Origin of the sequence: Serratia sp. ME47 (assembly GCF_903970925.1) — a bacterium.
Taxonomy (GTDB): domain Bacteria; phylum Pseudomonadota; class Gammaproteobacteria; order Enterobacterales; family Enterobacteriaceae; genus Serratia; species Serratia ureilytica.
The window spans coordinates 92,696-119,682 of record NZ_CAJCKE010000017.1; the positions used below are offsets into that span (position 1 = coordinate 92,696).

General features: G+C 60.4%; 29 protein-coding genes and 1 other RNA gene. 8 read left to right on the forward strand and 22 right to left on the reverse strand.

The window, feature by feature from the left end:
* Nucleotides 1-192 precede the first annotated feature (192 nt).
* Together elbB and mtgA are read left to right on the forward strand one after the other, a co-directional pair.
* Nucleotides 193-846 carry an isoprenoid biosynthesis glyoxalase ElbB gene (gene elbB, locus H7A77_RS17060; RefSeq protein ID WP_033644510.1) on the forward strand — a complete coding sequence of 218 codons (654 nt, stop codon included), beginning with the start codon at nt 193-195 and terminating at the stop codon, nt 844-846.
* Complete coding sequence (gene mtgA / locus H7A77_RS17065) at nt 843-1,574, forward strand: monofunctional biosynthetic peptidoglycan transglycosylase (protein ID WP_033651258.1); 732 nt, start codon at nt 843-845, stop codon at nt 1,572-1,574. The genes elbB and mtgA overlap by 4 nt, the downstream gene beginning before the upstream one ends.
* 57 nt (nt 1,575-1,631) lie before the next feature.
* Here the strand turns inward: mtgA and H7A77_RS17070 are convergent, their stop codons facing one another.
* The 5 genes from H7A77_RS17070 to H7A77_RS17090 all read right to left on the reverse strand — a co-directional run bounded on the left by H7A77_RS17070 (nt 1,632) and on the right by H7A77_RS17090 (nt 6,927).
* Entirely contained in the window at nt 1,632-3,194 is a 1,563-nt protein-coding gene (locus H7A77_RS17070; protein ID WP_089192280.1) for a S10 family peptidase, read from the reverse strand.
* A 116-nt stretch (nt 3,195-3,310) separates the two neighbouring features.
* Nucleotides 3,311-3,886, reverse strand: coding sequence for a division/outer membrane stress-associated lipid-binding lipoprotein (gene dolP / locus H7A77_RS17075; protein ID WP_021505102.1), 576 nt, complete (start codon nt 3,884-3,886; stop codon nt 3,311-3,313).
* A gap of 9 nt (nt 3,887-3,895) precedes the next feature.
* On the reverse strand, nt 3,896-4,486 hold the full coding sequence (gene diaA / locus H7A77_RS17080; protein ID WP_004937103.1) for a DnaA initiator-associating protein DiaA: 591 nt from the start codon (nt 4,484-4,486) through the stop codon (nt 3,896-3,898).
* Between the two features lie 51 nt (nt 4,487-4,537).
* A complete protein-coding gene (locus tag H7A77_RS17085; protein WP_089192279.1) occupies nt 4,538-4,891 on the reverse strand; it encodes a YraN family protein in 354 nt (117 codons plus the stop codon).
* Nucleotides 4,888-6,927: a penicillin-binding protein activator gene (locus H7A77_RS17090; protein WP_047026550.1), complete on the reverse strand. Its 2,040-nt coding sequence runs from the start codon at nt 6,925-6,927 to the stop codon at nt 4,888-4,890. Before H7A77_RS17090 ends, H7A77_RS17085 begins: the two co-directional genes overlap by 4 nt.
* 62 nt (nt 6,928-6,989) lie before the next feature.
* Between H7A77_RS17090 and rsmI the strand changes: the two genes are divergently transcribed.
* Both rsmI and rnpB read left to right on the forward strand, forming a co-directional pair.
* Complete coding sequence (gene rsmI / locus H7A77_RS17095) at nt 6,990-7,853, forward strand: 16S rRNA (cytidine(1402)-2'-O)-methyltransferase (RefSeq protein WP_004937108.1); 864 nt, start codon at nt 6,990-6,992, stop codon at nt 7,851-7,853.
* A gap of 41 nt (nt 7,854-7,894) precedes the next feature.
* An RNA gene (gene rnpB, locus H7A77_RS17100) (RNase P RNA component class A) lies at nt 7,895-8,273 on the forward strand.
* Between the two features lie 57 nt (nt 8,274-8,330).
* On the opposite strand, the gene H7A77_RS17105 is transcribed toward rnpB, so the two are convergent.
* Complete coding sequence (locus H7A77_RS17105) at nt 8,331-9,032, reverse strand: pirin family protein (protein WP_033651261.1); 702 nt, start codon at nt 9,030-9,032, stop codon at nt 8,331-8,333.
* A 107-nt stretch (nt 9,033-9,139) separates the two neighbouring features.
* On the opposite strand from H7A77_RS17105, the gene H7A77_RS17110 reads away from it, so the two are divergent.
* Nucleotides 9,140-10,036 (forward strand): LysR family transcriptional regulator, encoded by an 897-nt coding sequence (locus H7A77_RS17110; protein WP_025304355.1) that lies wholly within the window; start codon nt 9,140-9,142, stop codon nt 10,034-10,036.
* Nucleotides 10,037-10,087: 51 nt separating this feature from the next.
* Here H7A77_RS17110 and H7A77_RS17115 read toward each other — a convergent pair whose 3' ends face one another.
* The 11 genes from H7A77_RS17115 to H7A77_RS17165 form a co-directional block, all read right to left on the reverse strand.
* Nucleotides 10,088-11,074 (reverse strand): glutathione S-transferase family protein, encoded by a 987-nt coding sequence (locus H7A77_RS17115; RefSeq protein ID WP_033651262.1) that lies wholly within the window; start codon nt 11,072-11,074, stop codon nt 10,088-10,090.
* A gap of 71 nt (nt 11,075-11,145) precedes the next feature.
* Entirely contained in the window at nt 11,146-11,541 is a 396-nt protein-coding gene (locus tag H7A77_RS17120; RefSeq protein WP_033644519.1) for a DoxX family protein, read from the reverse strand.
* A gap of 295 nt (nt 11,542-11,836) precedes the next feature.
* Nucleotides 11,837-12,124, reverse strand: a complete 288-nt coding sequence (locus tag H7A77_RS17125) for a YqjK-like family protein (RefSeq protein WP_004937121.1) — start codon at nt 12,122-12,124, stop codon at nt 11,837-11,839.
* Complete coding sequence (locus H7A77_RS17130; RefSeq protein WP_015379160.1) at nt 12,121-12,522, reverse strand: phage holin family protein; 402 nt, start codon at nt 12,520-12,522, stop codon at nt 12,121-12,123. The genes H7A77_RS17125 and H7A77_RS17130 overlap by 4 nt, the downstream gene beginning before the upstream one ends.
* A 2-nt stretch (nt 12,523-12,524) precedes the next feature.
* Nucleotides 12,525-12,830, reverse strand: a complete 306-nt coding sequence (locus H7A77_RS17135; RefSeq protein ID WP_004937125.1) for a YqjD family protein — start codon at nt 12,828-12,830, stop codon at nt 12,525-12,527.
* A 164-nt stretch (nt 12,831-12,994) separates the two neighbouring features.
* The gene (locus tag H7A77_RS17140) at nt 12,995-13,366 is read right to left on the reverse strand and encodes a DUF1090 domain-containing protein (protein WP_033644521.1); all 372 of its coding nucleotides are present in this window, start codon (nt 13,364-13,366) and stop codon (nt 12,995-12,997) included.
* 240 nt (nt 13,367-13,606) lie between these two features.
* On the reverse strand, nt 13,607-13,981 hold the full coding sequence (gene mzrA / locus H7A77_RS17145) for an EnvZ/OmpR regulon moderator MzrA (RefSeq protein ID WP_071845111.1): 375 nt from the start codon (nt 13,979-13,981) through the stop codon (nt 13,607-13,609).
* Nucleotides 13,978-14,658 carry a DedA family protein gene (locus H7A77_RS17150; protein ID WP_033644523.1) on the reverse strand — a complete coding sequence of 227 codons (681 nt, stop codon included), beginning with the start codon at nt 14,656-14,658 and terminating at the stop codon, nt 13,978-13,980. The genes mzrA and H7A77_RS17150 overlap by 4 nt, the downstream gene beginning before the upstream one ends.
* 136 nt (nt 14,659-14,794) lie before the next feature.
* Complete coding sequence (locus H7A77_RS17155) at nt 14,795-15,241, reverse strand: hypothetical protein (RefSeq protein ID WP_182074439.1); 447 nt, start codon at nt 15,239-15,241, stop codon at nt 14,795-14,797.
* Between the two features lie 186 nt (nt 15,242-15,427).
* Entirely contained in the window at nt 15,428-16,204 is a 777-nt protein-coding gene (exuR, locus tag H7A77_RS17160; RefSeq protein WP_182074440.1) for a transcriptional regulator ExuR, read from the reverse strand.
* A 118-nt stretch (nt 16,205-16,322) separates the two neighbouring features.
* Nucleotides 16,323-17,621 carry an MFS transporter gene (locus tag H7A77_RS17165; RefSeq protein ID WP_025304349.1) on the reverse strand — a complete coding sequence of 433 codons (1,299 nt, stop codon included), beginning with the start codon at nt 17,619-17,621 and terminating at the stop codon, nt 16,323-16,325.
* Nucleotides 17,622-17,905: 284 nt separating this feature from the next.
* On the opposite strand from H7A77_RS17165, the gene uxaC reads away from it, so the two are divergent.
* Entirely contained in the window at nt 17,906-19,318 is a 1,413-nt protein-coding gene (gene uxaC / locus H7A77_RS17170; protein WP_182074441.1) for a glucuronate isomerase, read from the forward strand.
* Nucleotides 19,319-19,338: 20 nt separating this feature from the next.
* Nucleotides 19,339-20,826 (forward strand): UxaA family hydrolase, encoded by a 1,488-nt coding sequence (locus H7A77_RS17175; protein ID WP_182074442.1) that lies wholly within the window; start codon nt 19,339-19,341, stop codon nt 20,824-20,826.
* A 52-nt stretch (nt 20,827-20,878) separates the two neighbouring features.
* Here the strand turns inward: H7A77_RS17175 and sstT are convergent, their stop codons facing one another.
* The 5 genes from sstT to H7A77_RS17200 all read right to left on the reverse strand — a co-directional run bounded on the left by sstT (nt 20,879) and on the right by H7A77_RS17200 (nt 25,869).
* Nucleotides 20,879-22,114 carry a serine/threonine transporter SstT gene (sstT, locus tag H7A77_RS17180; protein ID WP_028128305.1) on the reverse strand — a complete coding sequence of 412 codons (1,236 nt, stop codon included), beginning with the start codon at nt 22,112-22,114 and terminating at the stop codon, nt 20,879-20,881.
* Nucleotides 22,115-22,377: 263 nt separating this feature from the next.
* Nucleotides 22,378-23,346 carry a TerC family protein gene (locus H7A77_RS17185; RefSeq protein ID WP_025304345.1) on the reverse strand — a complete coding sequence of 323 codons (969 nt, stop codon included), beginning with the start codon at nt 23,344-23,346 and terminating at the stop codon, nt 22,378-22,380.
* A gap of 252 nt (nt 23,347-23,598) precedes the next feature.
* A complete protein-coding gene (locus H7A77_RS17190; RefSeq protein WP_182074443.1) occupies nt 23,599-24,330 on the reverse strand; it encodes a glutamine amidotransferase in 732 nt (243 codons plus the stop codon).
* 1 nt (nt 24,331) lies between these two features.
* Nucleotides 24,332-25,312: a Gfo/Idh/MocA family protein gene (locus H7A77_RS17195; RefSeq protein ID WP_033651271.1), complete on the reverse strand. Its 981-nt coding sequence runs from the start codon at nt 25,310-25,312 to the stop codon at nt 24,332-24,334.
* Between the two features lie 50 nt (nt 25,313-25,362).
* Nucleotides 25,363-25,869 (reverse strand): M48 family metallopeptidase, encoded by a 507-nt coding sequence (locus tag H7A77_RS17200; protein WP_033632026.1) that lies wholly within the window; start codon nt 25,867-25,869, stop codon nt 25,363-25,365.
* Between the two features lie 149 nt (nt 25,870-26,018).
* Between H7A77_RS17200 and H7A77_RS17205 the strand changes: the two genes are divergently transcribed.
* Nucleotides 26,019-26,987 (forward strand): methyltransferase (locus H7A77_RS17205; RefSeq protein WP_255443879.1); only part of this gene is annotated, 969 nt, incomplete at its 3' end.

A 26,987-nucleotide genomic window follows, 5' to 3' on the forward strand; every position in this document is an offset into this window, starting at 1 on the left:
AAATTGTGAACCTGCGTATTGGTTTCAGTGTTCTGGTCGAGCAGGTTGTAGCGAATTCCTAAACATCATACAGCCAACAACATAGCAAATGTAAGCGCTCTTGTTAGAAGATTCATTAAAATGTGTGATGTAGAGTAGTGTTTGTCAACTCCGAGCACGAACCAGTTGACAGCAGCGACAGGAGGAAGAGTGATGAAAAAGGTGGGTGTAGTCCTCAGCGGCAGCGGCGTTTATGACGGTACGGAGATCCACGAAGCGGTGCTGACGCTGCTGGCGCTGGACCGTGCCGGCGCGCAGGCGGTGTGTTTTGCGCCTGATAAACCGCAACGCCATGTTATTAATCACTTATCTGGTGAGGAGATGGCGGAATCGCGCAACGTCCTGATTGAATCGGCGCGCATTGCCCGCGGCGCAGTGCAGCCGTTGGCGCTGGCGGAGGCCGCGCAGCTGGATGCGCTGATTGTGCCCGGCGGCTTTGGCGCCGCCAAGAATCTCAGCAATTTCGCCGAGGCCGGCGCGGAATGTTGGGTCGATGAAGCGTTGGCGCGTCTGACGCGCGAGATGCATAAGGCCAACAAACCAATTGGCCTGATGTGCATCGCACCGGCGCTGTTGCCGAAGCTGCTCGATCAACAAGCGCGGCTGACCATTGGCAACGATCCCGACCTGGGAGAAGTGATTGACGCCATGGGCGGCGAGCCGGTGATTTGCCCGGTGGACGACATCGTGGTGGACAGCGAGCACAAGATCGTGACCACGCCAGCCTATATGCTGGCGCCGTCGATCGCGCAGGCGGCCGTCGGCATCGATAAACTGGTGGCGCGGGTGCTGGAACTGGCTGAATGAGCAAATCGGTCGGCGGATGGCGGCGGCTGCGTCCGTGGTATTGGCTGAAACGCGGCGTCATCGCGATTATCGGCCTGTGGGTGTTGGGCATTGTGGCCTTCGCCTTCCTGCCGGTGCCGTTTTCCGCCGTGATGGTGGAGCGGCAGATCAGCGCCTGGCTGAGCGGCGACTTCGGCTACGTCGCTCATTCGGACTGGGTGTCGATGGACGACATTTCGCCGCAGATGGCGCTGGCGGTGATGGCGGCCGAAGATCAGAAGTTTCCAGACCATTGGGGCTTCGATGTGGCGGCCATTGAAAAGGCGCTCAGCCACAACGAGAAGCGCCCGACGCGCATCCGCGGCGCGTCCACGCTGTCGCAGCAGACCGCCAAGAACCTGTTTTTGTGGGATGGCCGCAGCTGGCTGCGCAAAGGATTGGAGGCCGGGCTGACGTCGGGCATCGAGCTGGTGTGGACCAAGCGGCGTATTCTGACGGTGTATCTGAACATCGTGGAGTTCGGCGACGGGGTGTTCGGCGTGGAAGAGGCTTCACAGCGCTTTTTCCATAAGCCGGCCAAGCGCCTGACCGCGGCCGAAGCGGCGCTGCTGGCGGCGGTATTGCCGAATCCGCACCGCTTCAGGGCCGATGCGCCGTCCGGTTATGTGGCGCAGCGACAGCAGTGGATTATGCGCCAGATGCGCCAGTTGGGTGGGGAAGGTTTCCTGAAAGAGAACAAGCTGGATTAAGCGGGCGATACCCTGCTTTCGGGCAAGGTATCCCTCTCTTCGGTGGCTAATGCCGCATCAGGGCTTTTCGCTGATAAATGCAGTTAAATCCGCGTGCATCTTTTTAAGCGATAGTTCATCCACGTACGGCATATGCCCGGTGTCATACCAATAGAAACGGATATTGTCGCGTAATTTGGGCGACACGGGCAGATGGCTCATCTCATATTTGGCGACGAAGTAAGGGGTGGCCAGGTCGTAAACCCCGCCAATCACCATCACTCTCATTGTCGGAGTCATTTTCATCACTCGCGACAGGTTCGGCAACACGTTAAATGATCTGTCCCGGCTGTTGCTGGACATGTTCCAGTCATAGACCTCATTGGAAAATGCGCGATAGTTTTGGTCGGCGCTAAAATGCAGCGTTTTGCCAAGATAATCGTGGAATTGCGCGACGTAGGCGGAAGTAATTGCACTGACGTTGGGATCGTAGTTGGATGTTTCAGCGATATTATCCAGCGACGGCCCACGATAGCGGGTATCGATTCTGCCAATGGTCTCGTCTTGGCTGCGCAACAGTTGCTTGGCGAAGACCGGTCCACTCAGGCGCAAATTGGCCTTGAGCCAATAATCGGCCGGAATGCCGGTAAATTGGTAAAGCTGCTCGGCGAGCGTTTGGCGATCTTTTTCAGGCAGATTGGTACCTTGCAGCAAGGCTGGGGCATAAGTCCCCAGCGCAAACTGCTCGGCCTGGTCTAACAGGGTTTTCAGGCTCTGGTGTTTGCCCGGCAGCCGCTGGTGGTACCATGCGCTGGCTGCGTAGGTTGGGAGCGCCAGATAGTAAGGTTGATCGACGCCGGGGTTTTGATTGGGATCGTCGACGTTATTGTCGTAGTTCAGAAACTGCGACATCAGGATAATACCGTTAAGATCGATATTCTGATTTTTTAGCGTCTCGGCCAATACCACCGAGCGGGTAGTGCCGTAGCTTTCACCCAATAAATATTTAGGTGAGTTCCAGCGTTGGTAATGCGTTAAAAACTGAACGATAAATTGAGAAAAAGCCTGAGCATCACCGTTGACGCCATAGACGTTGCTGGCACTCTGTGCTTTTTGCTGCGCTCTCTCCGGCTGGCTGGCGGCACTGCTGGAAAAGCGGCTGTAACCCGTTCCGGGGGCATCGATAAACACTAGATCGCTGACGTTGAGCAGACTGTATTGGTTATCGGTGAGTTGGTAAGGCGCCAGCTGTGTTTTCTCTGGCTGAGTAGCGATAACCCGTTTAGGCCCCAGCGCCCCCATATGCAGCCACAGCGAGGCGGAGCCCGGCCCGCCGTTGTAGATAAAGGTAATCGGCCTGCTTTCGTTCTTATTCTCATTCTTTTTGAAATACGCAACATAGAACATGCCGGTCACGGGATCTTCCGGATCCTCTTTACTCAATTCCAGCACCCCGGTTTGCGCCTGATAATTGATTTTTACCTGGTCGACCGTGATCGCGCCTTGAGTAGCAACGGTTTGACCGGTCATCGGGGGCGGGGCATGTTCGGCGCGTGGCGTATCCTGAGTGGGATTGGCGGCGGAAACTCCGGCGGTGAATAAAGAAACGGCAGTGAGAAAACCGATTAAAATTCTGTCCATTTGAATTTTATCCGTAATGAAGTGAGAGATTACTTTAAACGCGGCTCATTAAACCAGGGTAAAACAGCGGGAAGCGTACAGAAAAGCGGCAAGGGGAAGCCCCCTTGCCTGAAGGATCATTTCACATAGGTAAAGGCGGTGGTGACGTGCTTCACGCCGCTGACCTGGCTGGCGATCTGCGCCGCCGACTGTCCTTCCTGCTGAGTGACCAGGCCCAGCAAGAACACTTCGCCGTTTTCGGTGGTGACTTTCACGTTGGACGATTTCACCGTATCGCTGGTCAACAGCTGCGAACGCACTTTGGTGGTGATCCAGGTGTCGGAGGACGCGGTGCTCAGGCTGACCGGCGTGCCCTGACGGATTTCGTTATACACTTCGGTCGTGCCTTCCACGCCCATGGCGATCTGCTTGGCGCGCGCGGTGAGATCGGCGTTAGGCGACTGGCCGGTCAACAGCACCTTGCCCTGATAGGCGGTGGCGACCACCCGGGCCTCTTTCTTCAACTGCTGGTCTTTGCTCAGGGCGCTTTCTACCCTGGCTTCCAGCGTGCCGTCATCCACCTGGGTCCCTACGCTACGCGGGTCGGTGGCGGTTTTGGTGGCGACGGCCGCACTGCCGACGACGACGCCGGCGATACAGCCTTGCAACAGCAGGGCGCTGGACAGCACTGCAAATGTGGCTTTTAGCTTCATCTCAGTTCCTTAATCGTCCTGGTGGGGGAATAACGTATTGTCTATCAGGTCGCACAGGCAGTTTACGGTCAGCATATGCATTTCCTGAATGCGCGAACTGCGGTGCGACGGGATGCGGATCTCGACATCCTGTTGGCCGAGCAACCCGGCCAGCTCGCCGCCGTCGTAACCGGTGAGCGCGACGATGGTCATATCACGCGTGACGGCCGCCTCGACCGCTTTCACAATATCACGGCTGTTGCCGCGGGTGGAAATCGCCAGCAGCACGTCGCCGGTGTGCCCGAGCGCGCGCACCTGCTTGGCGTACACTTCGTCGTGCAGGCGATCGTTGCTGATCGCGGTCAGCACCACGTTGTCGGCGTTGAGGGCGATGGCCGGCAGGCTGGGGCGCTCGGTTTCAAAACGGTTGATCATGCTGGCGGCGAAGTGCTGCGCGTTGGCCGCCGAGGTGCCGTTGCCGCAGCACAGGATTTTGTTGCCGTTGAGTAAGGATTGAACCAGCGTCATCGCAGCGCGGGAAATGGCGTCAGGCAACGCTTCCGCCGCCGCGATCTGGGTTTGGATGCTTTCGGTAAAACAGACTTTAATTCTATCCAGCACGTTGTATTAATCCACTAAGTCAAAGGGCCGGTCTGCGCCGCAAAACCCCAATTAATCCGCATTGAAGGCGTTGGGTATCCATTCTAACTGGCTACCGGTAATGGCCAAAACATCAAAACGGCAAGATGATGTGTCAAAACTGGCGCCGCGCCCCGCCAGCCAGACGGCGGCGGCGTGCAGCAACCGCTGTTGTTTGCGAGAGGTAACGCTGGCGGCCGCGCCGCCGAAGGCGTCGTTGCGGCGGTAGCGCACTTCGACGAACACCCAGGTGGCGCCGTCGCGCATGATGAGGTCGAGCTCGCCGCCGCGCACCGCAACGTTGGCGGCGCAGAAGGTGAGCCCGGCGCGTTCCAGATGACGGCGGGCCAGTAACTCATAGCCCGCCCCGGCGGCGCGTGGGTTCAAGAGACCGGCACGACCGTACCCTGACGATATTGCAGCCAAGGCAGCTTGCGGTTGATCACGCAGTTCGGCGACGCGCTCAGCGTGCCGGTGGTGCCGGAAACCTGGAAGCCCGGCAGCTGGCGCATTTCAGCAAAGTGGTTGGCCAATGTCCAGGCATCCATCCCCATCGCATACAGGCGCACCAGCGAGTAATCGTTGCGGAAACGCGCGCTGGCTTGCTGCAACAGCTGAGGGTTTGAGCCCGCCAGCAGAGGGATATCGCTGAACTGCAGACCTTCCATTTCCAGACGGAAGTCCGGGCCGGCGCCGGCCTGGTAGCTGCGCGAGCTGGCGTACATCGCCGGTTTGCCGCGCGAGCTGGTGGCCATGTCGATCATCGGTTTGATCAGCGTCAGCTGGGACTGGGTAGCGACGATATACACCGCGTCGACGCTGCCGCCGGTAGCGGCGGGCACGTCGCTCGGCGGCGCCGGAATGGTCAGCCCGGCGATGGTCACGCTCTGCGGCGCCGGGGCGCTCGACATCGGCGTGCCGGTCATGCGGATGCCGCCGCTGTTCACCATCTGGCGCAGTTCACCGGCGGAGCCGATGTCCTGACGCAGCACGGTTTGTCCGCCTTGCTTCTGCCATTCCTGGTTAAAGGCCTTGGCGACGCGATCGCCGAAGGCGCCGCGCGGCACCAGCAGCAGCGGTTGACGTTTCTGTTGTTCCCAGATGTGGCGGGCGGCGTCGCGCGCTTCATCTTCCGGCGACAGGGCGAAGTAACAGATGTTCAGATTGTCCTTCGGCGTTTCGGGCTGGTTGAGCGCCAGCACGTTCAGCGTGGTGGTGCTGGCGGACAGCTGATCGACGTTCTCTTTCAGCAGCGGCCCGACCACCAGAGTGGCGCCATCCTGCTGCGCCTGGCTCAGCAAGGCGGCCAGCGGCTGGCTGGTGGTGTCGTACACTTTGACCTGCGCATTAGCGGCCTGCAGCGGCGTTATCGGCGCGCTGGACGGCGCAGCGGGTTGCGCGGCGGTCACGGCCGGCTGGCTCTCTTGCGCCGAAGGGCTGATCGCGCCGTTGGCGTTGATGTCACCGGCAGCGGCCTGATCGGCCGGCGCCGTTTGGGCCGGCGCGCCGGCCGGTTGCGCGGCTTGAGGCTGCGGCGCCGGCAGGGAACCGCCGTTTTTCGCCGCTTCGAACCCTTGCTGGATGGCGTCGGCGAACACTTTCGCCTGGCCGTTCAACGGCAGCAGCAGGGCGATTTTCGAGGTGGAGGCCTGGGTGAAGTTCAGCACCTGATTCAGGCGAGCCGGCAGCGTTTTGGCCGCCGGGTTCTTCGGATAACGGTTCTGCCAGTCTTTGATGCCGGCCTTCAACAGATCGGGATCCTGCTTGTTGTCCTGATAGACGCGCAGCAGATCCAGCCAGCCTTGCAGCACGTTCTCGTCGGCGTTGATCACCAGGCTGTTCATCTCCTGCGGCGTCAGCTGCAGCAGGGCCTGCCAGGTTTGATCCAGATTGTCCTGGTGCGCCTTGCCGGTCAGCAACGGCTCCTGAGCGATATAGGCGCGGATCAGCGGCAGCGATGCTTTGCCCTGGTTGGCGGCGATCTGCGCCTGGTAGTAGCGCACCTTTTGATTCGGCGACAGCGCACCGCTGTCCAGGTGGCCCAGCGTGCTGCGGGCGCTGACGTAGCTCTTGTTGGCGATCTGCAGTTCGGCGGTCAGCAACTGGCGTTCGGTCTGCTGTGCGCCGCTGAGGTTTTTCGGCAGCTGATTCAACTGGTCGCCGGCCTGCGGCAGTTTTCCTTCACGCAGCAAGGCGCGAATAGCAAGTAATTGCCAGTCAGCCTTGTTATCATCGCTGCTTTGCTGCAACTGCTGCAGGTAGTAATCGGAGCTGGCGCTCGCTTCGTCCTGTATATTGGCGGGCGGCGTTTGCGGGGCCCGACTCGGACAGCCTGCCAGGAAAAGGGCGGCCGCGATGACTGCGGTAAGTCGGACAGGCTTGGAACGCCCTGCTTTGGTACGAACGAATGTTGAGGAAAGCATACTGTATCCAGTGATGTTTTTTTCAAGATGCTCAATATTAAATCGGCAACCCGGATGAAACAATGAATCAACATCAACAATCAGTCATTTCTGCATCAACGCTGTATGTGGTGCCCACCCCAATCGGCAATCTGGGCGATATTACCCACCGCGCGTTAGAGGTACTGAAAAGCGTTGATCTGATCGCGGCGGAAGACACGCGCCATACCGGATTGCTGCTGCAACACTTCGCGATCAACGCGCGTCTGTTCGCGCTGCACGATCACAACGAACAGCAAAAGGCCGATCAGCTGCTGGCGAAACTGCAGGAAGGCCAGAGCATCGCGCTGGTTTCCGACGCCGGCACGCCGCTGATCAACGATCCCGGTTATCACCTGGTGCGCCGCTGCCGCGAGGCCGGCATTCGCGTGGTGCCGCTGCCGGGCGCCTGCGCCGCCACTACCGCGCTGTGCGCCGCGGGCGTCGCTTCCGACCGTTTCTGCTACGAAGGTTTTCTGCCGGCGAAAACCAAGGGACGCAAGGATACGCTGATGGCGCTGGCGGAGGAACCGCGCACGCTGATTTTCTACGAATCCACTCACCGCCTGTTGGAAAGTCTGCAGGACATGGTCACCGTTTGGGGCCCGCAGCGTTATGTCGTGCTGGCGCGCGAGCTGACCAAAACCTGGGAATCTATCCACGGCGCGCCGGTGGGCGAGCTGCTGGCGTGGGTGCAGGAAGATGAAGTGCGCCGCCGCGGCGAAATGGTGCTGATCGTCGAAGGCCACAAGGCGCAGGAGGATGCGCTGCCGCTTGAGGCGCTGCGCACGCTGGCGCTGCTGCAAAAAGAGTTGCCGTTGAAAAAGGCGGCGGCGCTGGCGGCGGAAATCCATGGCGTGAAGAAAAATGCGCTGTATAAGCACGCGCTGGAGCAACAACAGCCGTAAAGCGGTTGACCTGCCGCCGCCGCGACGCTACTATCCGCGCCGGAGTTGACCAGACAGTCGCCGCTTCATTGCCGTCCTCTTCGGGGGAGACAGATGGAGGGGAGGAAAGTCCGGGCTCCATAGGGCAGGGTGCCAGGTAACGCCTGGGAGGCGCAAGCCTACGACTAGTGCAACAGAGAGCAAACCGCCGATGGCCCGCGCAAGCGGGATCAGGTAAGGGTGAAAGGGTGCGGTAAGAGCGCACCGCGCGGCTGGCAACAGTTCGTGGCACGGTAAACTCCACCCGGAGCAAGGCCAAATAGGGGTTCACATGGTACGGCCCGTACTGAACCCGGGTAGGCTGCTTGAGCCAGTGAGCGATTGCTGGCCTAGAGGAATGACTGTCCACGACAGAACCCGGCTTACCGGTCAACTCCCTCGACAAAAGAAAACCCCGCGCAACGCCAGTTGCGCGGGGTTTTTCGTTTTCCGGCCGGCTTACACCGGCAGATCAATCAGCAGCGCGCGCAGCGGCGTCTCGGCGCGGATCGTCAGGCGATTCTCCTCGCGCACGAAGGCGCCGTCGCCGCAGGTCAGGCGTTGTTCCTCGTGGCGCTCGCCGGTGGCGGCGATGGTGCCGTGTATCGACTGCAGATAAGCGCGCGGCCCGTTAATCGTCAGCGTTTGTTCTTCGCCCGGCTGCAGATCGAGATGATGGATCCAGACCTGTTGACGCAGCTGCAGGCTGCCCTGCGCGCCGTCCGGCGAAGCCAACAGCAGGCTGCCCGCCGCCGGCAGCGCCAGGCGCTGCACCCGTTCGTTGCTGCGTTCCGGGCAGGCGTCCAGCCACAGCTGCAGGCGGGTGAGCGGCGTATCACTGCTGACGTTCTGCTCGCTGTAGCTCAGGCCCGGGTGGGTGGCCAACAGCAACGCTTCGCCGGCTTTAACGCGCGTGGTGTTGCCGTCGCTGTCGCGGTATTCCGCCTCGCCCTGCAGGATCAGGTTCAGGATATCCACGTTGGGATAGGTGCGCGGCTGGAACGACGCGCCCGGCGCCAGCACCTCCTGATTCAGCACCCGCAGCGACGCGTAGCCCATCAGTTTGGGATCGAAGTAGTGACCAAAGGAAAAGGTGTAGCGAGCCTGCAGCCAACCAAAGTCAGCTTGCCCGCATTGTTGTGCTGTTCTGCATGTAATCATGGCAATCGGCTCTCTAAATTCATTATCCAAATGGTAAGCATCTGGACGTCGGATTGTTAGCCAGTTAATCTGGTCGGCATATTCAAATTTCCTGACAGAGGGATGCGATGGCCAGAGATCGGGCGCTCACGCTTGAGGCACTAAGGGTGATGGATGCAATCGACCGGCGCGGCAGTTTCGCCGCGGCCGCCGACGAATTGGGCCGGGTGCCGTCGGCACTCAGCTACACCATGCAAAAATTGGAAGAAGAATTGGATGTGGTGCTGTTCGACCGTTCGGGCCACCGCACCAAGTTCACCAACGTGGGGCGCATGTTGCTGGAACGCGGTCGGGTGCTGCTGGAGGCGGCCGATAAGCTGACTACCGACGCCGAAGCGTTGGCGCGCGGTTGGGAAACTCACCTGACTATCGTCAGTGAAGCGCTGTCGCCACCGAGCCTGCTGTTCCCGCTGGTTGACAAGCTGGCGCTGAAGGCCAACACCCAGGTGTCCATTTTCACCGAGGTGCTGGCGGGCGCCTGGGAGCGGCTGGAGCAGGGGCGTGCTGACATCGTGATCGCGCCGGACATGCATTTCCGCGCGTCGTCGGAGATCAACACCCGCAAACTGTATAAGGTGATGAGCGTTTATGTCGCCGCGCCGGATCACCCGATCCACCTGGAGCCGGAGCCGCTTTCCGAAGTGACCCGCGTGAAGTACCGCGGCATTGCGGTGGCCGACACCGCCCGTGAGCGCCCGGTATTGACCGTACAGCTGCTGGACAAACAACAGCGCCTGACGGTGAGCACCATTGAAGACAAACGCCTGGCGCTGCTGGCCGGGTTGGGGGTGGCGACCATGCCGTACCCGATGGTGGAAAAAGATATCGAAGCCGGGCGGCTGCGCGTGGTCGGGCCGGAATACAGCCGCGAAGCCGACATCATCATGGCCTGGCGGCGCGACAGCATGGGGGAGGCGAAAGCCTGGTTCCTGCGTGAGATTCCGCGCCTGTTCGCGCAGCGTTAACGTCGGTTGGATGACATCCCCTTGCCGGGCGGCAAGGGGATTTTTTTCACCTTAACCGAAGCGCTGGTCGCGGCCGTGCGGCTCGTCCAGATCCTGCGCCGGCCCGATGGAAATGATGCCGTGCGGGTTGATGGTGGCGTGGCTGCGGTAGTAGTGGTTGCGAATGTGCGGCAGGCTGACCGTCTCGGCGATGCCCGGCATCTGGTAGATGTCTCGCAGGAAGCCGTACAGATTGAGGTAGTCGCTGATGCGGTGTTTGTCGCACTTGAAGTGGGTGACGTACACCGGATCGAAACGCACCAGCGTGGTCCACAGACGCAGATCGGCTTCGGTCAGCCGATCGCCGGTCAGGTAACGATGCTGCCCCAGGATCTGCTCCAGGCGTTCCAGCGCGTTGAATACCCCGTTGACCGCTTCGTCATAGGCTTCCTGGCTGGTGGCAAAACCGGCCTTGTACACGCCGTTGTTCACTTGATCGTAAATCCAACCGTTCAGCTCATCGATCTTGCCGCGCAGCGCGGTCGGGTAGTAGTCGCCTGCCCGAGCGCCGACGCCGTCAAACGCGCTGTTGAACATGCGGATGATGTCGGCGGACTCGTTGCTGACGATGGTTTGCCGCTGTTTATCCCACAGCACCGGTACGGTCACGCGCCCGCTGTAGTGCGGATCGGCCCGCAGGTAGATCTGGTACAGGAAGTCGGCGTGATACAGCGGATCGCCGGTGGTTTCAGGAAAATCCTGGCCGAAGGTCCAGCCGTTTTCCAGCATCAGCGGGTGCACCACCGAGACCGGAATGATCTGCTCCAGCCCTTTCAGTTTGCGCATCAGCAGCGTGCGATGCGCCCAGGGGCAGGCGAGAGAAACATAAAGGTGATAACGGCCCGCTTCGGCCTGGAAGCCGCCCACGCCGTGTTCGCCCGGCTGACCGTCGGCGGTCACCCAATTGCGAAACTGAGCGGTTGAACGTTTGAAACGGCCGCCGGTAGATTTGGTGTCATACCAGATGTCTTGCCAAACGCCATCGACGAGTTGTCCCATGGGAATCTCCTTGGTGTCCGAGTTAAAAAAGGACAAGGCCCGGCATGCCGGGCCCTGAATGACAGTTTAGATTACCATTTCTTGTTCAGAAGACGGTCGATGCTGAAGCCGCCCGGGCCTGCGACCGCCAACACGATGAAGCCGCCGGCGATGGTCAGGTTTTTCATGAACATCAGCTGGTTTACTTCGTTCGCAAAATCAGTGTGGAACAGCAGCGCGGTCAGGATGGTGAAACCGGCGGTGAACAGCGCCACGGTGCGGGTCAGGAAACCGAACAGGATCGCCAGACCGCCGCCAAATTCCAGCAGGATGGTCAGCGGCAGCAAGAAGCCAGGCACGCCCATCGATTGCATGTACTGTTGGGTTCCGGCGTAGGCGTCACCCATTTTGCCGTAGCCTGCCACGATAAACAGGATTGGCATCAGAATACGAGCAACCAACAAACCTGTATCTTCTAATTTTTTCATCATCTACTCCAAAGTGTTTTTGTATGCCTGTTCGGCGGAAGCCATGTCAACGAGCGGTATATCAGGACGTTCGCCCTGTCCGGCTCGTATCGTATTGATGGAGTGAATGTTAAGCGGGAAGTGCTCAGGTTGTTAGCAAGTAAAACTGTCGTAATTTTTCAAAAAATCTGAATCTTTAGCGTGCTAATAAAATGCCGCCGATCAGCAGGTTGCCCGGCCCCGGGGTTGGACGCGTTGTATCAAGGGAGAAAATGCGGGCAGAGCAACAGGAGGTTTGAAGGAAAGACTAAGCGGCTTACTTGGCGGAAAACGTCTTTTTAAACAGACGGATAGCGCTCCATGCGCCGAAGGCGCGACGCGACCAGCGGATCATCTTGCTGGGGTGGCGGATGCCGTACAGCGCCATGACGCTGGAACCGAGCACCAGATAGCGGCGCAGGCCAAACACCGTTTGCCAGCCGCGGTCGATGCGTTCGGTCTTTTCTAGCCACAGAGACTTGTGTTCGGCCAGATCCAGACGCTGTTGCTGGATCTGCCGAATCAGCCTCTCTTTTTTCCATTCCAGATAGCGGCGGCGGCTCATGGCTCTCGCTCCAGCTCGGCGCGATCGAGCTCCAGTTGCTTGCGCGTGGCGCCCAGCAGCGTGGTGCGACGGGCCTTGACCAGCGTCCAGATGGTGCCGACTACGGCGAGGAACAGCAGCACGCCGGTTGTCGCGCCCAGCGCCACCAGCCGATAGACCGGATCGATGGCCCAGAAGATCAGGATCAGCAGGCTCATCAAACCGAAGGCGGTGAACAGCAGCGTCATGCCGGCCATGATCAGCAGCTGAATGAGGTTGGCTTTCTCCTCTTCCAGCTCGACTACCGCCAGCCGGACACGGGTTTCCACCATGCCGACCAGGATCGTGATGATGCGCTGACCGATATCCAGGACCCCTTTAGCGGGGCCCTGCGCGCGCACTTGCGGTTGTTCAGCCATGATTAACGACGCGCGAGCAGCACGCCCAACACCACGCCGACCGCCGCGCCGATACCGATGCCGGTCCACGGATTGTCGCGCACATAGTCGTCGGCCTGGCCGGCGATCTGTTTGGTTTGCGAAGCCAGCTTGTCACCGGCGTCGCTCAGGCGAGCGCGAGTCTCTTTCAGCGCGCCTTCCGCCTTCGAGCGCAGCTTCTCCAGCTCGGCTTTCGGCTTGTCGGTGGAGGAGTTCAGCACTTCCTCCAGCGTATCGGCTAAGGACTTCAGTTCAGCGCGTAAGTTTTCTGCATTTGAATCATGTGCCATGTGATTATTCCTTAACGTTTATTTCGACAGACTTTTAACATAGCGGATTTTTTCGCCGGAGCAAAGGGGTGATGACCAGCAGATAACACCAGACATCAATTCCATATGCTTAAGAAATCCCGTGTGATGGGGCTCTCATCGATAAATCCGCTGGTGTAAAAAAATTATTCCGCCTGGGCGCGTTTCAATTCAGCCTGCGCTTCGGCCAGCTTTTGCTGCTTCTTGGCGACCTTGTCCAGCTTGCCGGTTTGTTGCGCTTCTTTCAGCTCTTCCCGGCGCTCGTCCACCTTGCGCTGTTTCTCTGCGATATTTTTCTGGCGTTCGGCCTGCAGGCCGGCTTCAGTGCAGTGGGTCTGCACTTCGCTCAGCGCTTTTTTCAGCCCATCCACGCGGTGGGTGTTGCCGTGCTGAGTCGCGTAGTCGATTTGCTGCTGGATATTTTGCGCTTTGGCGGCGCAGCCGCCCTCAGCGGCCGAGGACAGCGTCGGCAGCGCGCAGAGTGGCAGCAGCAGTAACAGTGAGTGGCGAAATTTCATTTCTCAGTTCCTTTTCATGGGATGCCTGAACAGGCATCCGCTTTCCTGACTGCCGGAGGCGGCAGCGCGAGAGGAGGGCGTTCATCGCCGGCTGAAGTTATCCTTCAGCATAGCCATGAAACCGGCACGCCCCCAAAGAATCAGCCGAAATTCGGCGCGACTGATTGTTTTTTGAGCTAAATGATGCGAATGAAAATGAAGATAACGGCAATGAAAGGAATCCCCTTCATTTGAAGGGGATTATCCCAGATTGAGTGGGGAGCGCGCAAATTCGCGCACCCAATGCGTTGGCACGGGAGATTCGCTCAGCGCGATGTGATAACCGGGAGGCAGGATGGTTTGCAGCGCTTCGCGCGCCAGCAACTGCTGCTCCGGCGAATCCAGACGGATAACCAAGCCATCGCCTTCCGGCGTGATGCTTTTGATGCGGATACCGCGCTCATCCAGGCGCTGGTAGACATAAAAACCGTCGGGCAGCGACAGCCCTTGCTGGCTGGCGCGAATGCGCAGCTCGCTCTCGGTGCGCACCATGCAGGGCACCAACAGCGTCGCCAGCGCCAGCAGGGCGAGCGCGATCATCAGGACGTATTGCCAGCGCGGGCGCTTTGCTGTCACGCCCCTTTCCCCGGGTTCTGGCCGCTGGCGCGTTTCTTGCGCCACAGCACGATCAGCGAGCCGACCAGGCCGACCACCAGCAACACCAGCGGCAACATCATCAGGCAGAACATCAGCTGATCTTCATACTTGCGGAACACCGGAGTTTTTCCGAGGGCGAAGCCCAGCGTCGTCAGGATCAAGACCCACAGCAGGCCGCTCATCCAGTTAAAGAACTGGAAGCGTGCGTTGCTCAGGCCGGACAGGCCGGCGATGGTTGGCAGCAGGGTGCGCACGAAGGCCAGGAAGCGGCCGACCAACAGGGCGGAAAGGCCGTGGCGGTGGAACAGGTTATGCGCACGCTGATGGTAGTGGGCCGGCAGATGCGAAAGCCAGCCTTGCACCGTTCGCGTATTGCCGAGCCATCGGCCCTGTATGTAACTGACCCAGCACCCCAGGCTGGCGGCGACGGTCAGGATAACGATGGTCAATGGGAAGCCCATGGTGCCTTTGGCGATCAGCACGCCGACCAGGATCAGCAGGCTGTCGCCCGGCAGAAAAGCGGCCGGCAGCAGGCCGTTTTCCAAAAACAGGATCATGAACAGCAGGATGTAGAGGGTCCACACCAACGAAGGGTTCGCCAGCGTTTCAAAATCCTGCTGCCATAAGGCATGTATCAGTTCTTTAATGATGTCCATCCGGTGTTCCTAAAACGTCATTGTTTATTTTTATCTCAGCGGCGGAGCGGGCGTGGGCTGAAAGCGCGCGGCGATCCTGAATGCTGATAACGATGAAACGGCGTTGCTTTAAGGTTTCTAAGCGGTGCGACACCGGTCATAGGTGGTAAGTCAGCGTGCCACGGTACTGCATGTTGCTTTCTTTCCAGCCGGCCTGCCGACTTTGTTGTCTGGAGGCGTCCAGCATCCAGTCGACCTGGGCAAGCCGGTTGGGGGCCGGGGTGTCCTGGCGGGGGAAACGAATTCGGTAGCCCGGCTCTGCGGCCAGGATATAGACCGGCGCCGGCAGGGAGGACGCGAGCAGCGAACCGGGGAAAGAGTACGCTCTGGGCAGCAGCAGCGGCAACTTGCCGGGCGCTTTGCGGCGCGCTTCGGCCGGCGCCCGATACACATGATCATAGGGGGAAAGCGCCGGCTCCGCCAGCAGCGGCAGGCTGCTCAGCGCGCTGGGGGTGGGCTTGGATGACGCCACGCATAGCTGTTGGCCGGAGACCGAACCGGTCCAGCAGAAAAGAGCAATCAGCATGGCAAACAACCAGCGCATTTATTCGCGTCCCGCCCCCGCAGCAATGGGTAAAAAAGTGGGCTAACTCTACCAAAATAGCACGATTGGCAACAGGGAAATCTACGTTGCCGACGGTGAAATAGTACACGGCAAACGGCGGTTCCGGCATCGATTCAGCGGATTTTACATTACCTGACATAAGCCGACGGTTTTTGACCGCCGTGGCTATTTCTGCTCGTGACTCACGCCGTCCAGATGCACCACCGGGTTCTCGGCGAACAGATAGCGGTCGGCGTTGTATTCGAAGTCGTCGCTGGTGGCGTTGAACAGCATCTGCTTGGTGTTCTCCAGGTGCTGCCACATCGCCAGTTTGGCGGCGTAAGGATCTTTGCGCATCAGCGCCTTGAGGATCTGATCGTGATCGTCGCACCAGCTGGCGATCGAGCGTTCGTCGATATGCTCGTGCAGTTTCTTCCAGTAAGGGTTGTTGACCCGCTGCACCCACATTTTTTCCACGATGCTGGCCATGGCGGTGTTCTGGGTGGCCAGCGCCACCTGCACGTGGAACTTCAGATCCCACTGCGAGTCGCGGAAACGATCTTCTTTGCGGGCGTGCTCCTGGATCTCCATCAGTTGCACGATATCCTGCTTGGTCACCTGGGTGGCGGCGAATTCGGCGATGTTGCTTTCTATCAGCTGGCGCGCCTGCAGCAGCTCAAACGGGCCGGCGGTGGCGAACTCGATGCTGTCGCCCGGCACCACCAGGTGCTTTTGCTGGTTGGACACCACGTGGATCCCGGATCCCTTACGCACGTCCACATAGCCTTCCACTTCCAGCATGATGATCGCCTCGCGCACCACGGTGCGGCTGACATTCATCTCTTCGGCGATGTATCGCTCGGCCGGCAGCTTGTCGCCTACCGGGTAACGGCCGCTTTCGATGCGTTGCTTCAGCTCGGCGGCCAGTTGCTGATACAGGCGTCTGGTTTCAGTGAATTCCATAGTGAATGCTCTATACGGTGCGGTGGGAAGGGGCGCGTGGCCATCGGATTTGTTATACCACTTATTCGGCACCGCTGCCAGAGGAGCAAGGGGCCCGGCGCAGCGGCCGGGCGGGGGATCAGCTGCGCGCCGGGGTGGGCTGCAGCGCGGCCGGTTGCGGTTCGGCGGCCGGGCGGTTTTGCAGCACCGTCCAGATGACGATGGCGCCGAGAATGTCGAAGACCGACAGCGCGGCGAACAGCGGGCTGAAGCCGAGGGTGTCTGCCAGGGCGCCGACCACCAGGGCGAACAGCGTGCTGGCGGTCCAGGCCGCCATGCCGGTCAGCCCGTTGGCGGTCGCCACCTCATTGCGGCCGAACACGTCGGAAGAGAGGGTGATCAACGCGCCGGACAGCGCCTGATGGGCGAAGCCGCCGACGCACAGCAGGGCGATAGCCGCGTAAGGGCTGGTGAACAGGCCGATCATGCCGGGGCCGATCATCAACACCGCACCCATCGTCACCACCAGCTTGCGCGAGACGATCAGGTTGACCTTGAAATACTTCTGGAACAGCGGCGGCAGATAACCGCCGACGATGCAGCCGAGATCGGCGAACAGCATCGGCATCCAGGCGAACATGGCGATCTCTTTCAGGTTAAAACCGTAGGCCTTGAACATGAACAGCGGGATCCAGGCGTTGAAGGTGCCCCACGCCGGCTCCGCCAGAAAGCGCGGCAGCGCGATGCCCCAGAACTGGCGGTTGCGCACGATCTGCCAGGCGGACATCTTTTTGGCGTTAGAGGTCTGGTGCTGCGCTTCCTGGCCTTCGAGGATGTAACGGCGTTCTTCCTGGCTCAGTTTCTTCTGATCTTTCGGGTGTTTGTAGAACAGCAGCCAGCAGATGGCCCAGATCAGGCTCAGCACGCCGGTGATGATGAATGCCATCTCCCAGCTGTGCGCGACGATGGCCCATACCACCAGCGGCGGGGCGATCATGCCGCCGATCGACGAGCCCACGTTGAAATAGCCGACGGCGATCGAACGCTCTTTGGCCGGAAACCATTCGCTGCTGGCCTTCAGCCCGGCGGGGATCATCGCCGCTTCCGCCATGCCGACCGCGCCGCGCGCCAACGCCAGCCCGCCCCAACTGTTGGCCAACGCGGTGCCCATGCAGAACAGCGCCCACAGAATGGCGAACATGGCGTAGCCGACCTTGGTGCCCAGCACGTCCAGCACGTAGCCCGCCACCGGTTGCATCACGGTGTAGCACGCGGAGTAGGCGGCGACGATATAGGAATACTGTTGGGTGGTGATGTGCAGCGTATCTTCCAGCGTCGGCGCCGCCACGGCGATGGCGTTGCGGGTCAGGTAACCCAGCACGGTGCCGATGGTCACCAGTCCGATCATGTACCAGCGTAACCCTTTAATTTTACGCATCCGAAGTGTCTCCCCGTTTGAAGGTGTGGCCGTCGATGCGGCTGGCGAGACAATAACCTGTCATACAGGTTTAAAAGTTGAGTGATATCACAAAAGGAATTATTCGCCTGAGTGATACTGTGGCCGGTGAAACAGGGCATTTTTGCCGGTAAATTGAGCGAAAAAGGGCGTAGAGAGAGGATGAACGGCAGACATCGGGAAAAATTTGCTGGACGCCAGTAAAAATTGGTGTGATAACTTTTGTGATTCGAACCCCGTGCCGCACGGCAAGTAAGGAGCCCGAGATGGCGACGTTTTTGAGCGAAGATTTCCTGCTGGACAGCGAATTTGCCCGGCGCTTGTATCACGACTACGCGGCGCAGCAGCCGATTTTCGATTACCACTGCCATTTGCCGCCGCAGCAGATCGCGGAGAATACCCGCTTCAGCAATCTGTACGATATCTGGCTGCAGGGCGATCACTACAAATGGCGGGCGATGCGCACCAACGGCGTGGCGGAGCGGTTATGCACCGGCGATGCGGGCGATCGCGAGAAATTCGACGCCTGGGCCGCCACGGTGCCGCACACCATCGGCAACCCGCTCTATCACTGGACGCATCTGGAGCTGCGCCGCCCGTTCGGCATCACGGATATGCTGTTGTCGCCGGCCACGGCGGATGAAATCTGGCAGCGCGGCAATGCGCTGCTGGCGCAGGATGCGTTTCGCGCGCGCGGCATCATGCAGCAAATGAACGTGAAAATGGTCGGCACCACCGACGATCCGATCGACGATCTGCGTCATCATCGGGCGATCGCCGACGATCGCAGTTTCGCTATCAAAGTGCTGCCGAGCTGGCGGCCGGACAAGGCTTTCACCATCGATGCGCCCGGCTTCAACGACTATCTGCGGCAGCTGGAGGCGGCGGCGGACACCGCCATCGGCCGCTTTAGCGCGCTGTGCGACGCCCTGTACAAGCGCATGGATCACTTTGCCGCCCACGGCTGCAAGGTGGCCGATCATGCGCTGGACGTGGTGGTGTTCGGCGAGGCCGATGAAGCGGCGCTGGATGCGATCCTGCTGCGCCGCCTGAACGGCGAGCTGCCGACGCCGGAACAGAGCGCCCAGTTCAAAAGCGCGGTGCTGCTGTTTTTGGCCGGCGAATACCGGCGTCGCGGCTGGGTGCAGCAGTATCACATCGGCGCGCTGCGCAATAACAACAGCCGCATGTTGGCCGCCGTCGGGCCGGATATCGGCTTCGACTCGATCAACGACCGGCCGCTGGCGGAACCGCTGTCGCGGCTGCTGGATGCTCAGGCGCGGCAGGGCGGTCTGCCGAAAACCATTCTCTATTGCCTAAATCCACGCGATAACGAAGTGATCGGCACCATGATCGGCAATTTTCAGGGGGAAGGCACGCCGGGCAAGATGCAGTTCGGCTCCGGTTGGTGGTTCAACGATCAGAAGGACGGCATGCAGCGCCAAATGACGCAGCTGGCCCAGCTCGGGCTGCTGAGCCGCTTCGTCGGCATGCTGACCGACAGCCGCAGCTTCTTGTCTTATACGCGCCATGAATACTTCCGCCGCATCCTTTGCCAGATGATCGGCCGCTGGGTGGCGGACGGCGAAGCGCCGGCGGATATCGCGCTGCTGGGCGAGATGGTGAAAAACATCTGTTTCGACAACGCCAAAAACTATTTCGCCATTGAACTGGCGTAGCCGTTATCCGGGACCGGTTTATGCAAAGTACGATAAAGATTCACGAGCAGGATAACGTGGCGGTGGCGCTGCGCGATCTGGCTGCCGGAGAGCGCGTTGAGCTGGAAGGCGCGGTCGTCAAACTGGCGCAGCCGGTGGCGCGCGGGCATAAATTTGCGCTCGGCCCGATCGCCGAGGGCGAAGACATCATCAAATACGGCCAGCCGATCGGCCATGCGCTCGCGGCCATTGCGCCTGGGGAGCATATTCATTCGCAAAACGTCAAAACCAACCTGAGCGATCTGGACAGCTACCGTTACCAGCCGCAGTTCCCGGCGCTGCCGCCGCAGGCGGCGGATCGCGAGGTGCAGCTGTACCGCCGGGCCAACGGCGAAGTGGGGATCCGCAACGAGCTGTGGATCGTGCCGACCGTCGGCTGCGTCAACGGTATCGCTCGCCAGATCCAGCAGCGCTTTTTGCAGCAAACACAGGCGGACGGGATCGACGGCGTGCATCTGTTCAGCCACCCGTTCGGCTGCTCGCAGCTGGGGCAGGATCATGCCAACACCCGCACTATGCTGCAAAACCTGGCGCGCCATCCCAACGCCGGCGCGGTGCTGGTGATCGGGCTGGGTTGCGAGAACAATCAGGTGGATGCTTTTCGCGCCACGCTGGGGATAGGGGACGAGCGGCGGTTGCGCTTTATGGTGTGCCAACAGCAGGACGACGAAGTGGAGGCCGGGCTGGCGCTGTTGCACGAGCTGTATCGGGAGATGCGCCACGATCGCCGCGAACCGGGCCGCCTGAGCGAGCTGAAGTTCGGCCTGGAATGCGGCGGTTCGGACGGGCTGTCGGGCATTACCGCCAACCCGCTGCTGGGGCGCTTTTCCGACTATGCGATCGCCAACGGCGGCACCACGGTGCTGACCGAAGTGCCGGAGATGTTCGGCGCCGAACGCATTCTGATGAGCCGCTGCCGCGATGGAGAAACCTTCGACAAAACCGTCGACATGATCAACGATTTCAAACGCTATTTCATCGCCCACCAGCAGCCGATTTATGAGAATCCGTCGCCGGGCAACAAGGCCGGCGGCATCACCACGCTGGAGGAGAAGTCGCTTGGCTGCACCCAAAAGGCGGGGCTAAGCCAGGTGGTGGACGTGCTGAAATACGGCGAGCGGTTGCGCGTGCCGGGGCTGAATCTGCTCAGCGCGCCGGGCAACGACGCGGTGGCGACCAGCGCGCTGGCCGGCGCCGGCTGTCATATGGTGCTGTTCAGCACCGGGCGCGGCACGCCGTACGGCGGCTTTGTGCCGACGGTGAAGCTGGCGACCAACAGCGAGCTGGCGGCGAAGAAACCGCACTGGATCGATTTTGACGCCGGCAGCCTGGTTCACGGCGTGGCGATGGAGACGCTGCTCAGCCGCTTCATCGATCTGATTGTCGAGATTGCCAACGGGCGTCCGGCGCGTAATGAAACCAACGACTTTCGCGAGCTGGCGATCTTTAAAAGCGGGGTGACGCTGTAAAGCTGACAAAAAAGGCGCTCGAGGGAGCGCCTTTTTATGAAGCAACGCGCGATTAACGCACCTTCAGCGGGTCTTCGTTCGCCAGCCGCTGGTCTTCCGCCTGGCAGGCGGCGGCGGTGAACAGCACGTCGGTGGAGGAGTTGAGGGCGGTTTCCGCCGAATCCTGCAGCACGCCGATGATAAAGCCGACCGCCACCACCTGCATCGCCACGTCATTCGGAATGCCGAACATGTTGCACGCCAGCGGGATCAGCAGCAGCGAGCCGCCGGCCACGCCGGAGGCGCCGCAGGCGCACAGGGCGGCCACCACGCTCAGCAGCAGGGCGGTCGGGACGTCCACCGCGATGCCCAGCGTGTTTACCGCCGCCAGCGTCAGCACGGTGATGGTGATCGCCGCGCCGGCCATGTTGATGGTGGCGCCCAGCGGGATGGAAACCGAGTAGGTGTCCTCATTCAGGTTCAGCTTTTTGCACAGCTCCATGTTCACCGGGATGTTGGCGGCGGAGCTGCGGGTGAAGAAGGCGGTCACGCCGCTCTCGCGCAGGCAGGCGAACACCAGCGGATACGGGTTGCGGCGGATCTTCCAGTACACGATCAGCGGGTTGAGCACCAGCGCTACCAGCAGCATACAGCCGATTAACACCATCAGCAGTTGCGCATAGCCCCACAGCGCGCCGAAGCCGGTTTCCGCCAGCGTGGAGGCCACCAGGCCGAAGATGCCGAGCGGCGCACAGCGGATCACCGCGCGCACCACCAGCGTGACCGCATGGGACATGTCGTTGATCAGCCCCTTGGTGGTTTCGGAAGCGTGGCGCAGCGCCAGCCCCAGCCCGACGGCCCACGCCAGAATGCCGATGTAGTTGGCGTTAATCAGCGCATGGAACGGGTTGGCCACCACGCTCATCAACAGGCCCTTCATCACGTCCACGATGCCGCCTGGCGGGGTGATGTCGGTTGCGCCGGTGGTCAGCGCCAGCGTGGAAGGGAAGATAAAGCTGACGACGACCGCCACCAGCGCCGCAGCGAAGGTGCCCAGCAGATAGAGGAACAGGATGGGGCGAATGTTGGTTTTCTGCCCCTGTTTATGGTTGGCGATCGAGGCCATCACCAGTATCAGCACCAGCAGTGGCGCTACCGCCTTCAGCGCGCCGACGAACAGGGTGCCGAGCAGGCCGACGGCCGCCGCGGCCGCCGGCGAAACCAGCGCCACCAGAATGCCGGCCACCAGGCCGACCATGATTTGTTTAACCAGGCTGCCCTGAGTCATCCTTTGTAGTAGTTTTTGCATAGTGCTTCTCTTCCTGATGTTATCTGGCCGCCGCGGCGGGAACGACGCCGGGCAGCTTTATATGATTCTGTAACTAAGTGTGTTTGCCGAATCAGTATTCAGTAATCGAATGATGTTGGAAAGAGGCGAGGGTGAAATTCTGAGCGCGGATCAACACTTGATAACATACTGGTTACATTTGTGTGATCGTAATAACGTTTGGCGTTTTGGGGGAATTGCCAAACAATCGCGGGGCGACTAGCGCCCCGGATAACAGATTATGGTTATTTCTTCGCCAGGCGATCGTTGCGGCGATTGACCCAGGCGTTGATCAGCAAGGTGAGCGTCAGGATGCCCGCCACCACGCCGAGCGAGATACCGATCGGGATGTGGAAGAAGTCGATTATCAGCATCTTGATACCGATAAACACCAGGATCACCGACAGGCCGTATTTCAGCATCGAGAAACGTTCCGCCACGTTGGCCAGCAGGAAGTACATGGCGCGCAGGCCCATGATGGCGAACAGGTTAGAGGTCAGCACGATGAACGGGTCGGTGGTCACGGCGAAAATCGCCGGGATGCTGTCCACCGCGAAAATCACGTCGCTCAGTTCCACCAGGATCAGCACCAGCACCAGCGGCGTGGCGAACAGGATGCCGTTGCGGCGCACGAAGAAACGCTCGCCTTCCAGGCTGTCGGTCATGCGCAGGCGGCTGCGCAGCCATTTCACCAGCGGCTTGTCGCCGATTGCCGAGTCGTCTTCCTTCGCCAGCGCCATCTTGATACCGGTGAACAGCAGGAAAGCGCCGAACAGATACAGCAGCCACTGGAACTGGCTGACCAGCCAACTGCCGGCGAAGATCATGATGGTACGCAGCACGATCGCCCCCAACACGCCGTAGATCAGCACCCGCCGCTGCAGGTTGGCCGGCACGGCGAAGTAGCTGAACAGCATCAGCCAGACGAACACGTTATCCACCGCCAGCGCTTTTTCGATCAGGTAGCCGGTCAGGAAGGCCAGCGCCTGGGTATCGGCGACGGCGCGCCCGGCGGTTTCATTCAGGTAGTACCAGAAACCGAAATTGAACAGCAGAGAGAGGCTGACCCACACCAGCGACCAACTGGCGGCCTGCTTCAGGGTCATGGTGTGCGCGCCTTTACGGCCCTGCAACAGGAGATCGATTGCGAGCATCACGACTATGACGGCGGCGAAGCTGCCCCACAACCACGGTGTGCCAACGGAATTCATCATCAGAGGTATCCTTCAAAAACAAAAACGGCCAACGTCGGAAGACGCCAGCCGCTTTGTGAACGCTGCAAGCAAACCTCGCCTTCCGGCAAGGTCTCACTTACAACGTTGATGAAGGTGGTTACACCTTTGACATCAGGTTGCCCGGTAACCGGATGCTTGCGCATCGTAATGACGATTGACCGGCAATGAAGTTACTCCCCTTTGCAGAGCAGAAAGTAATGCAAAATGTGTCGGCGGTCAACGTGAATCGCGTTAGCCGGCCAACGCTTTTTGCGCGCCCAGGCTGACGACGAATCCCTGCAGCAGCAGGCGGCTGAACGGCGTGTCGCTAACCTGTTGTTGTTGCTGCTGATAGCGGGCCTGCTGCTCGGGGTGCAGCTCGCCGAGCCACTGCAGATACTGGCTCATCACCGCGCCGTTGAATTCCGGGTGGAACTGGGTGGTCAGGGCATGATCGCCATAGCGCAGGATCTGGTGCGCGTCCTGCTGCGAACGCGCCAGCGTCTGCACGCCGGCAGGCGGCGTCAGCACGCTCTGCGAGTGGATCAGGTTGGCTTTGAAGCGCGGTGGCAGCAGGGTGAGCCGCCGGTCTTCGGCCGCGGCGGGCAGCAGTTCGATCTCCAGCGTGCCCACCTCCATGCCCTGCGGGTGGTAGCCCACTTCGCCACCAAGCGCGTAGGCCAACAGCTGGTGGCCGTAGCAGACGCCGAACAGCGGCAGTTTGATCGCCATCGCCTGGCGCAGCCACTCGGCCGCCGCCTCGCTCCACGGCAGCTGTTCGGTCACCATCGCCGGCGAGCCGGTGATGACCACGCCGCAATAGGCGGCCGGCGGCAACGGCCGCTTGCCGGCAGGCAAGTGTACGATGTGCGCGCGTTCGGCGTCGATATTGCCCTGTTGCAGGAACATGCCATCAAAGTTGGCCAATTCCTGACGAATGGCCTGCGGCGCGTCGCCGGTTTGCATCACGAGCAGCGGTTTCATCTCATTCTCCGTCGGCGGGGAAAACGACGCCGGTCTGGCGGCGGATATCGGTCAGCAGGCGGGCGACGATCAGCGAATTCTCCAGCCCCGGATGTTCCACCCGGTGATTTTCCACCAGCTCGGCGAAGGCCAGCGCTTCATACAGCATGGTGTTGATGTGCTGCGGCTGGCTCAGATCCTGGCGGTTGCCGCCGCGCGGCGTCAGCGCCACGCCCTGACACTCGGAAATCTTGTCGATAATCAGCGTGCCTTCCTCTCCCTGAATCTCGCTGGGGATCGTCGAGTCGCTGACCTTGGAATGGGAAAGCGTGACGTCGAAATCGCCGTAGTTCAGGCAGACGGTGCCGTGGGCGTCCACACCGGTATCGAGCAGCGTGGCGCTGGCGAGCACCGACTGCGGCGCGCCGAACAGCGCCACCGCGCTGGCCAGGCAGTAGTAGCCGATATCCATGATCGAGCCGTTGGAGAACTGCGGGTTAAACGTGTTGGGGTTCTCGCCGGCCAGGTAGCGCGGGTAGCGCGAAGAGTATTGGCAATAGTTGATGAAGGCTTTGCGCAGCCGGCCGACTTTCGGCAATGCCTGCTGCAGCGCCAGAAAATTCGGCAGATAGGCGCTTTTGAACGCTTCGAACAGCACCACCTGATTTTCCCGCGCGCAGGCCGCCAGCTGTTCCGCTTCGCGCTGGTTGGAGGCCAGCGGTTTTTCACAGATCACGTGCTTTTTATGGCGCAGGAACAGCAGCGATTGCGGGCAGTGCAGGGAATTGGGGCTGGCGATATATACCGCGTCTATGGCGTCGGACTGGGCCATCGCCTCGAGCGAGTCGAAAAACTGCGTGACCTGATAGTTGGCGCCAAACGCCTGCGCCTGTTCCAGCGAGCGTGAATACACGGCGCTCAGCTTGAGTTTGCCGCTTTCATGGGCGGCATCAATAAAACGTTCCGTAATCCAGTTGGTGCCGACGACGGCAAAGCGAATCATGGCGAGCTCCGGTCCAGGCTTAAAACCGCAGATTATCACGCCCTCATTCGCTATGCATACAGCTCGCCGAACAGCGAAAGGTGCGTCAGATACAGCCGGGTATCGAACTCCAGCTGGTGGTAATCCGGTTCCATATGGCAACACAGGCTGTAGAACGCCTTGTTGTGATCTTTCTCTTTCAGGTGAGCCAGCTCATGCACCACGATCATGCGCAGGAACGGTTCGGGCGCGACCTTGAACACCGTCGCCACGCGAATTTCCGCCTTGGCTTTCAGCTTTCCGCCCTGCACGCGGGAGATGGCGGTGTGCAGGCCCAGCGCGTGCTTCATGACGTGGATCTTGCTGTCGTAGGCCACCTTGCTCAGCGGCTGGGCGTTGCGCAGATACTGGTTTTTCAGATCGACGGTAAACTGATACAGCGATTTGTCGGTGGTGCAGTCGTGCACCTGCGGATAGCGCTGCAGCAGCACGTCTCCCAGCCGGTTCTGGTGGATCAATTGCTGCACCTGGCTTTGCAGATGCGCCGGGTAGCCTTGCAGGTAGGTCAATTCAGACATTCTTGTTCCGTATCAACGGTCATTCAGCCGGTCATTCTATGCTGTTTTTTCGCTCAAATCCTGACAGACGCAATTTATCCGAAAAAACATTTTACTGACGGGCGTTTTTAGGGGATAAACAGCCCAAATTTTATCAGTCAGGAGGGGCAATGAGCCAACTCGATCTGGGAACACAGCAACTTGAGCTGGAGCGTTATCCCCAACAGGAAGAATCCACCCAGCTGCAGGCGTGGGAAGCGGCGGACGAATATCTGCTGCAACAGCTTGAAAACGTAGATATCGGTGGCCGCCCGGTGCTGATTTTCAACGATAACTTCGGCACCCTGGCCTGTGCGCTGCACGCGCATCGTCCTTACAGCGTCAGCGACTCGTACATGAGCCAGCTGGCGACGCGTCACAACCTCAAGCTCAACGGTCTGGATCCTGAGCAGGTCACACTGTTGGACAGCCTGGCCGAGCTGCCGGCGGCGCCGGCGGTGGTGCTGATTCGCGTGCCGAAAGCGCTGGCGCTGCTGGAACAGCAGCTGCGCGCGCTGCGCCACGTCGTGACCGAAGACACGCTGATCGTTGCCGGTGCCAAAGCGCGCGACGTGCACACCTCGACGATGCAGCTGTTTGAAAAAGTGCTGGGCCCAACGCGCACCAGCCTGGCGTGGAAGAAGGCGCGCCTGATCTTCTGCCAGGCGGCGGACATCGTCCCGCCGGCGGCGGCGGAAACCACCAACTGGACGCTGGACGGCACCGATTGGCTGATCCACAACCACGCCAACGTCTTCTCGCGCGGCAGCCTGGATATTGGCGCGCGCCTGTTCCTGGAGCATCTGCCGCGCGGCCTGAACGGCCATATCGTCGATCTGGGCTGCGGCAACGGCGTGATTGGCCTGACGGCGCTGGCGCAGAATCCGGACGCGCAGGTGACTTTCGTCGATGAATCCTACATGGCGGTGGCCTCCAGCGAGCTGAACGTGGAGCACAACCTGCCGCAAGAGTTGGACCGCTGCCAGTTTGAGGTGAACAACGCGCTGGCGGGCATCGAGCGCGAAAGCGTGCAGGCGGGGCCGTGGCGATCGGGAGAGGACCCGGCCGGAACTCCGTCAACAGGTTTCAACACGTATGCC

What these genes read in the sequence shown, in the direction of transcription:
- mtgA (WP_033651258.1), top strand. Translation starts at nt 843, where the DNA reads ATGAGCAAATCGGTCGGCGGATGGCGGCGGCTGCGTCCGTGGTATTGG.
- H7A77_RS17200 (WP_033632026.1), bottom strand. Translation starts at nt 25,869, where the DNA reads ATGTCTGAATTGACCTACCTGCAAGGCTACCCGGCGCATCTGCAAAGC.
- H7A77_RS17175 (WP_182074442.1), top strand. Translation starts at nt 19,339, where the DNA reads ATGCAAAGTACGATAAAGATTCACGAGCAGGATAACGTGGCGGTGGCG.
- H7A77_RS17195 (WP_033651271.1), bottom strand. Translation starts at nt 25,312, where the DNA reads ATGATTCGCTTTGCCGTCGTCGGCACCAACTGGATTACGGAACGTTTT.
- H7A77_RS17070 (WP_089192280.1), bottom strand. Translation starts at nt 3,194, where the DNA reads ATGGACAGAATTTTAATCGGTTTTCTCACTGCCGTTTCTTTATTCACC.
- uxaC (WP_182074441.1), top strand. Translation starts at nt 17,906, where the DNA reads ATGGCGACGTTTTTGAGCGAAGATTTCCTGCTGGACAGCGAATTTGCC.
- H7A77_RS17190 (WP_182074443.1), bottom strand. Translation starts at nt 24,330, where the DNA reads ATGAAACCGCTGCTCGTGATGCAAACCGGCGACGCGCCGCAGGCCATT.
- H7A77_RS17110 (WP_025304355.1), top strand. Translation starts at nt 9,140, where the DNA reads ATGGCCAGAGATCGGGCGCTCACGCTTGAGGCACTAAGGGTGATGGAT.
- H7A77_RS17140 (WP_033644521.1), bottom strand. Translation starts at nt 13,366, where the DNA reads ATGAAATTTCGCCACTCACTGTTACTGCTGCTGCCACTCTGCGCGCTG.
- H7A77_RS17165 (WP_025304349.1), bottom strand. Translation starts at nt 17,621, where the DNA reads ATGCGTAAAATTAAAGGGTTACGCTGGTACATGATCGGACTGGTGACC.
- H7A77_RS17090 (WP_047026550.1), bottom strand. Translation starts at nt 6,927, where the DNA reads ATGCTTTCCTCAACATTCGTTCGTACCAAAGCAGGGCGTTCCAAGCCT.
- rsmI (WP_004937108.1), top strand. Translation starts at nt 6,990, where the DNA reads ATGAATCAACATCAACAATCAGTCATTTCTGCATCAACGCTGTATGTG.
- H7A77_RS17105 (WP_033651261.1), bottom strand. Translation starts at nt 9,032, where the DNA reads ATGATTACATGCAGAACAGCACAACAATGCGGGCAAGCTGACTTTGGT.
- H7A77_RS17130 (WP_015379160.1), bottom strand. Translation starts at nt 12,522, where the DNA reads ATGGCTGAACAACCGCAAGTGCGCGCGCAGGGCCCCGCTAAAGGGGTC.
- H7A77_RS17150 (WP_033644523.1), bottom strand. Translation starts at nt 14,658, where the DNA reads ATGGACATCATTAAAGAACTGATACATGCCTTATGGCAGCAGGATTTT.
- H7A77_RS17135 (WP_004937125.1), bottom strand. Translation starts at nt 12,830, where the DNA reads ATGGCACATGATTCAAATGCAGAAAACTTACGCGCTGAACTGAAGTCC.
- exuR (WP_182074440.1), bottom strand. Translation starts at nt 16,204, where the DNA reads ATGGAATTCACTGAAACCAGACGCCTGTATCAGCAACTGGCCGCCGAG.
- H7A77_RS17185 (WP_025304345.1), bottom strand. Translation starts at nt 23,346, where the DNA reads ATGATGAATTCCGTTGGCACACCGTGGTTGTGGGGCAGCTTCGCCGCC.
- sstT (WP_028128305.1), bottom strand. Translation starts at nt 22,114, where the DNA reads ATGCAAAAACTACTACAAAGGATGACTCAGGGCAGCCTGGTTAAACAA.
- H7A77_RS17155 (WP_182074439.1), bottom strand. Translation starts at nt 15,241, where the DNA reads ATGCGCTGGTTGTTTGCCATGCTGATTGCTCTTTTCTGCTGGACCGGT.
- dolP (WP_021505102.1), bottom strand. Translation starts at nt 3,886, where the DNA reads ATGAAGCTAAAAGCCACATTTGCAGTGCTGTCCAGCGCCCTGCTGTTG.
- elbB (WP_033644510.1), top strand. Translation starts at nt 193, where the DNA reads ATGAAAAAGGTGGGTGTAGTCCTCAGCGGCAGCGGCGTTTATGACGGT.
- H7A77_RS17115 (WP_033651262.1), bottom strand. Translation starts at nt 11,074, where the DNA reads ATGGGACAACTCGTCGATGGCGTTTGGCAAGACATCTGGTATGACACC.
- H7A77_RS17125 (WP_004937121.1), bottom strand. Translation starts at nt 12,124, where the DNA reads ATGAGCCGCCGCCGCTATCTGGAATGGAAAAAAGAGAGGCTGATTCGG.
- H7A77_RS17120 (WP_033644519.1), bottom strand. Translation starts at nt 11,541, where the DNA reads ATGAAAAAATTAGAAGATACAGGTTTGTTGGTTGCTCGTATTCTGATG.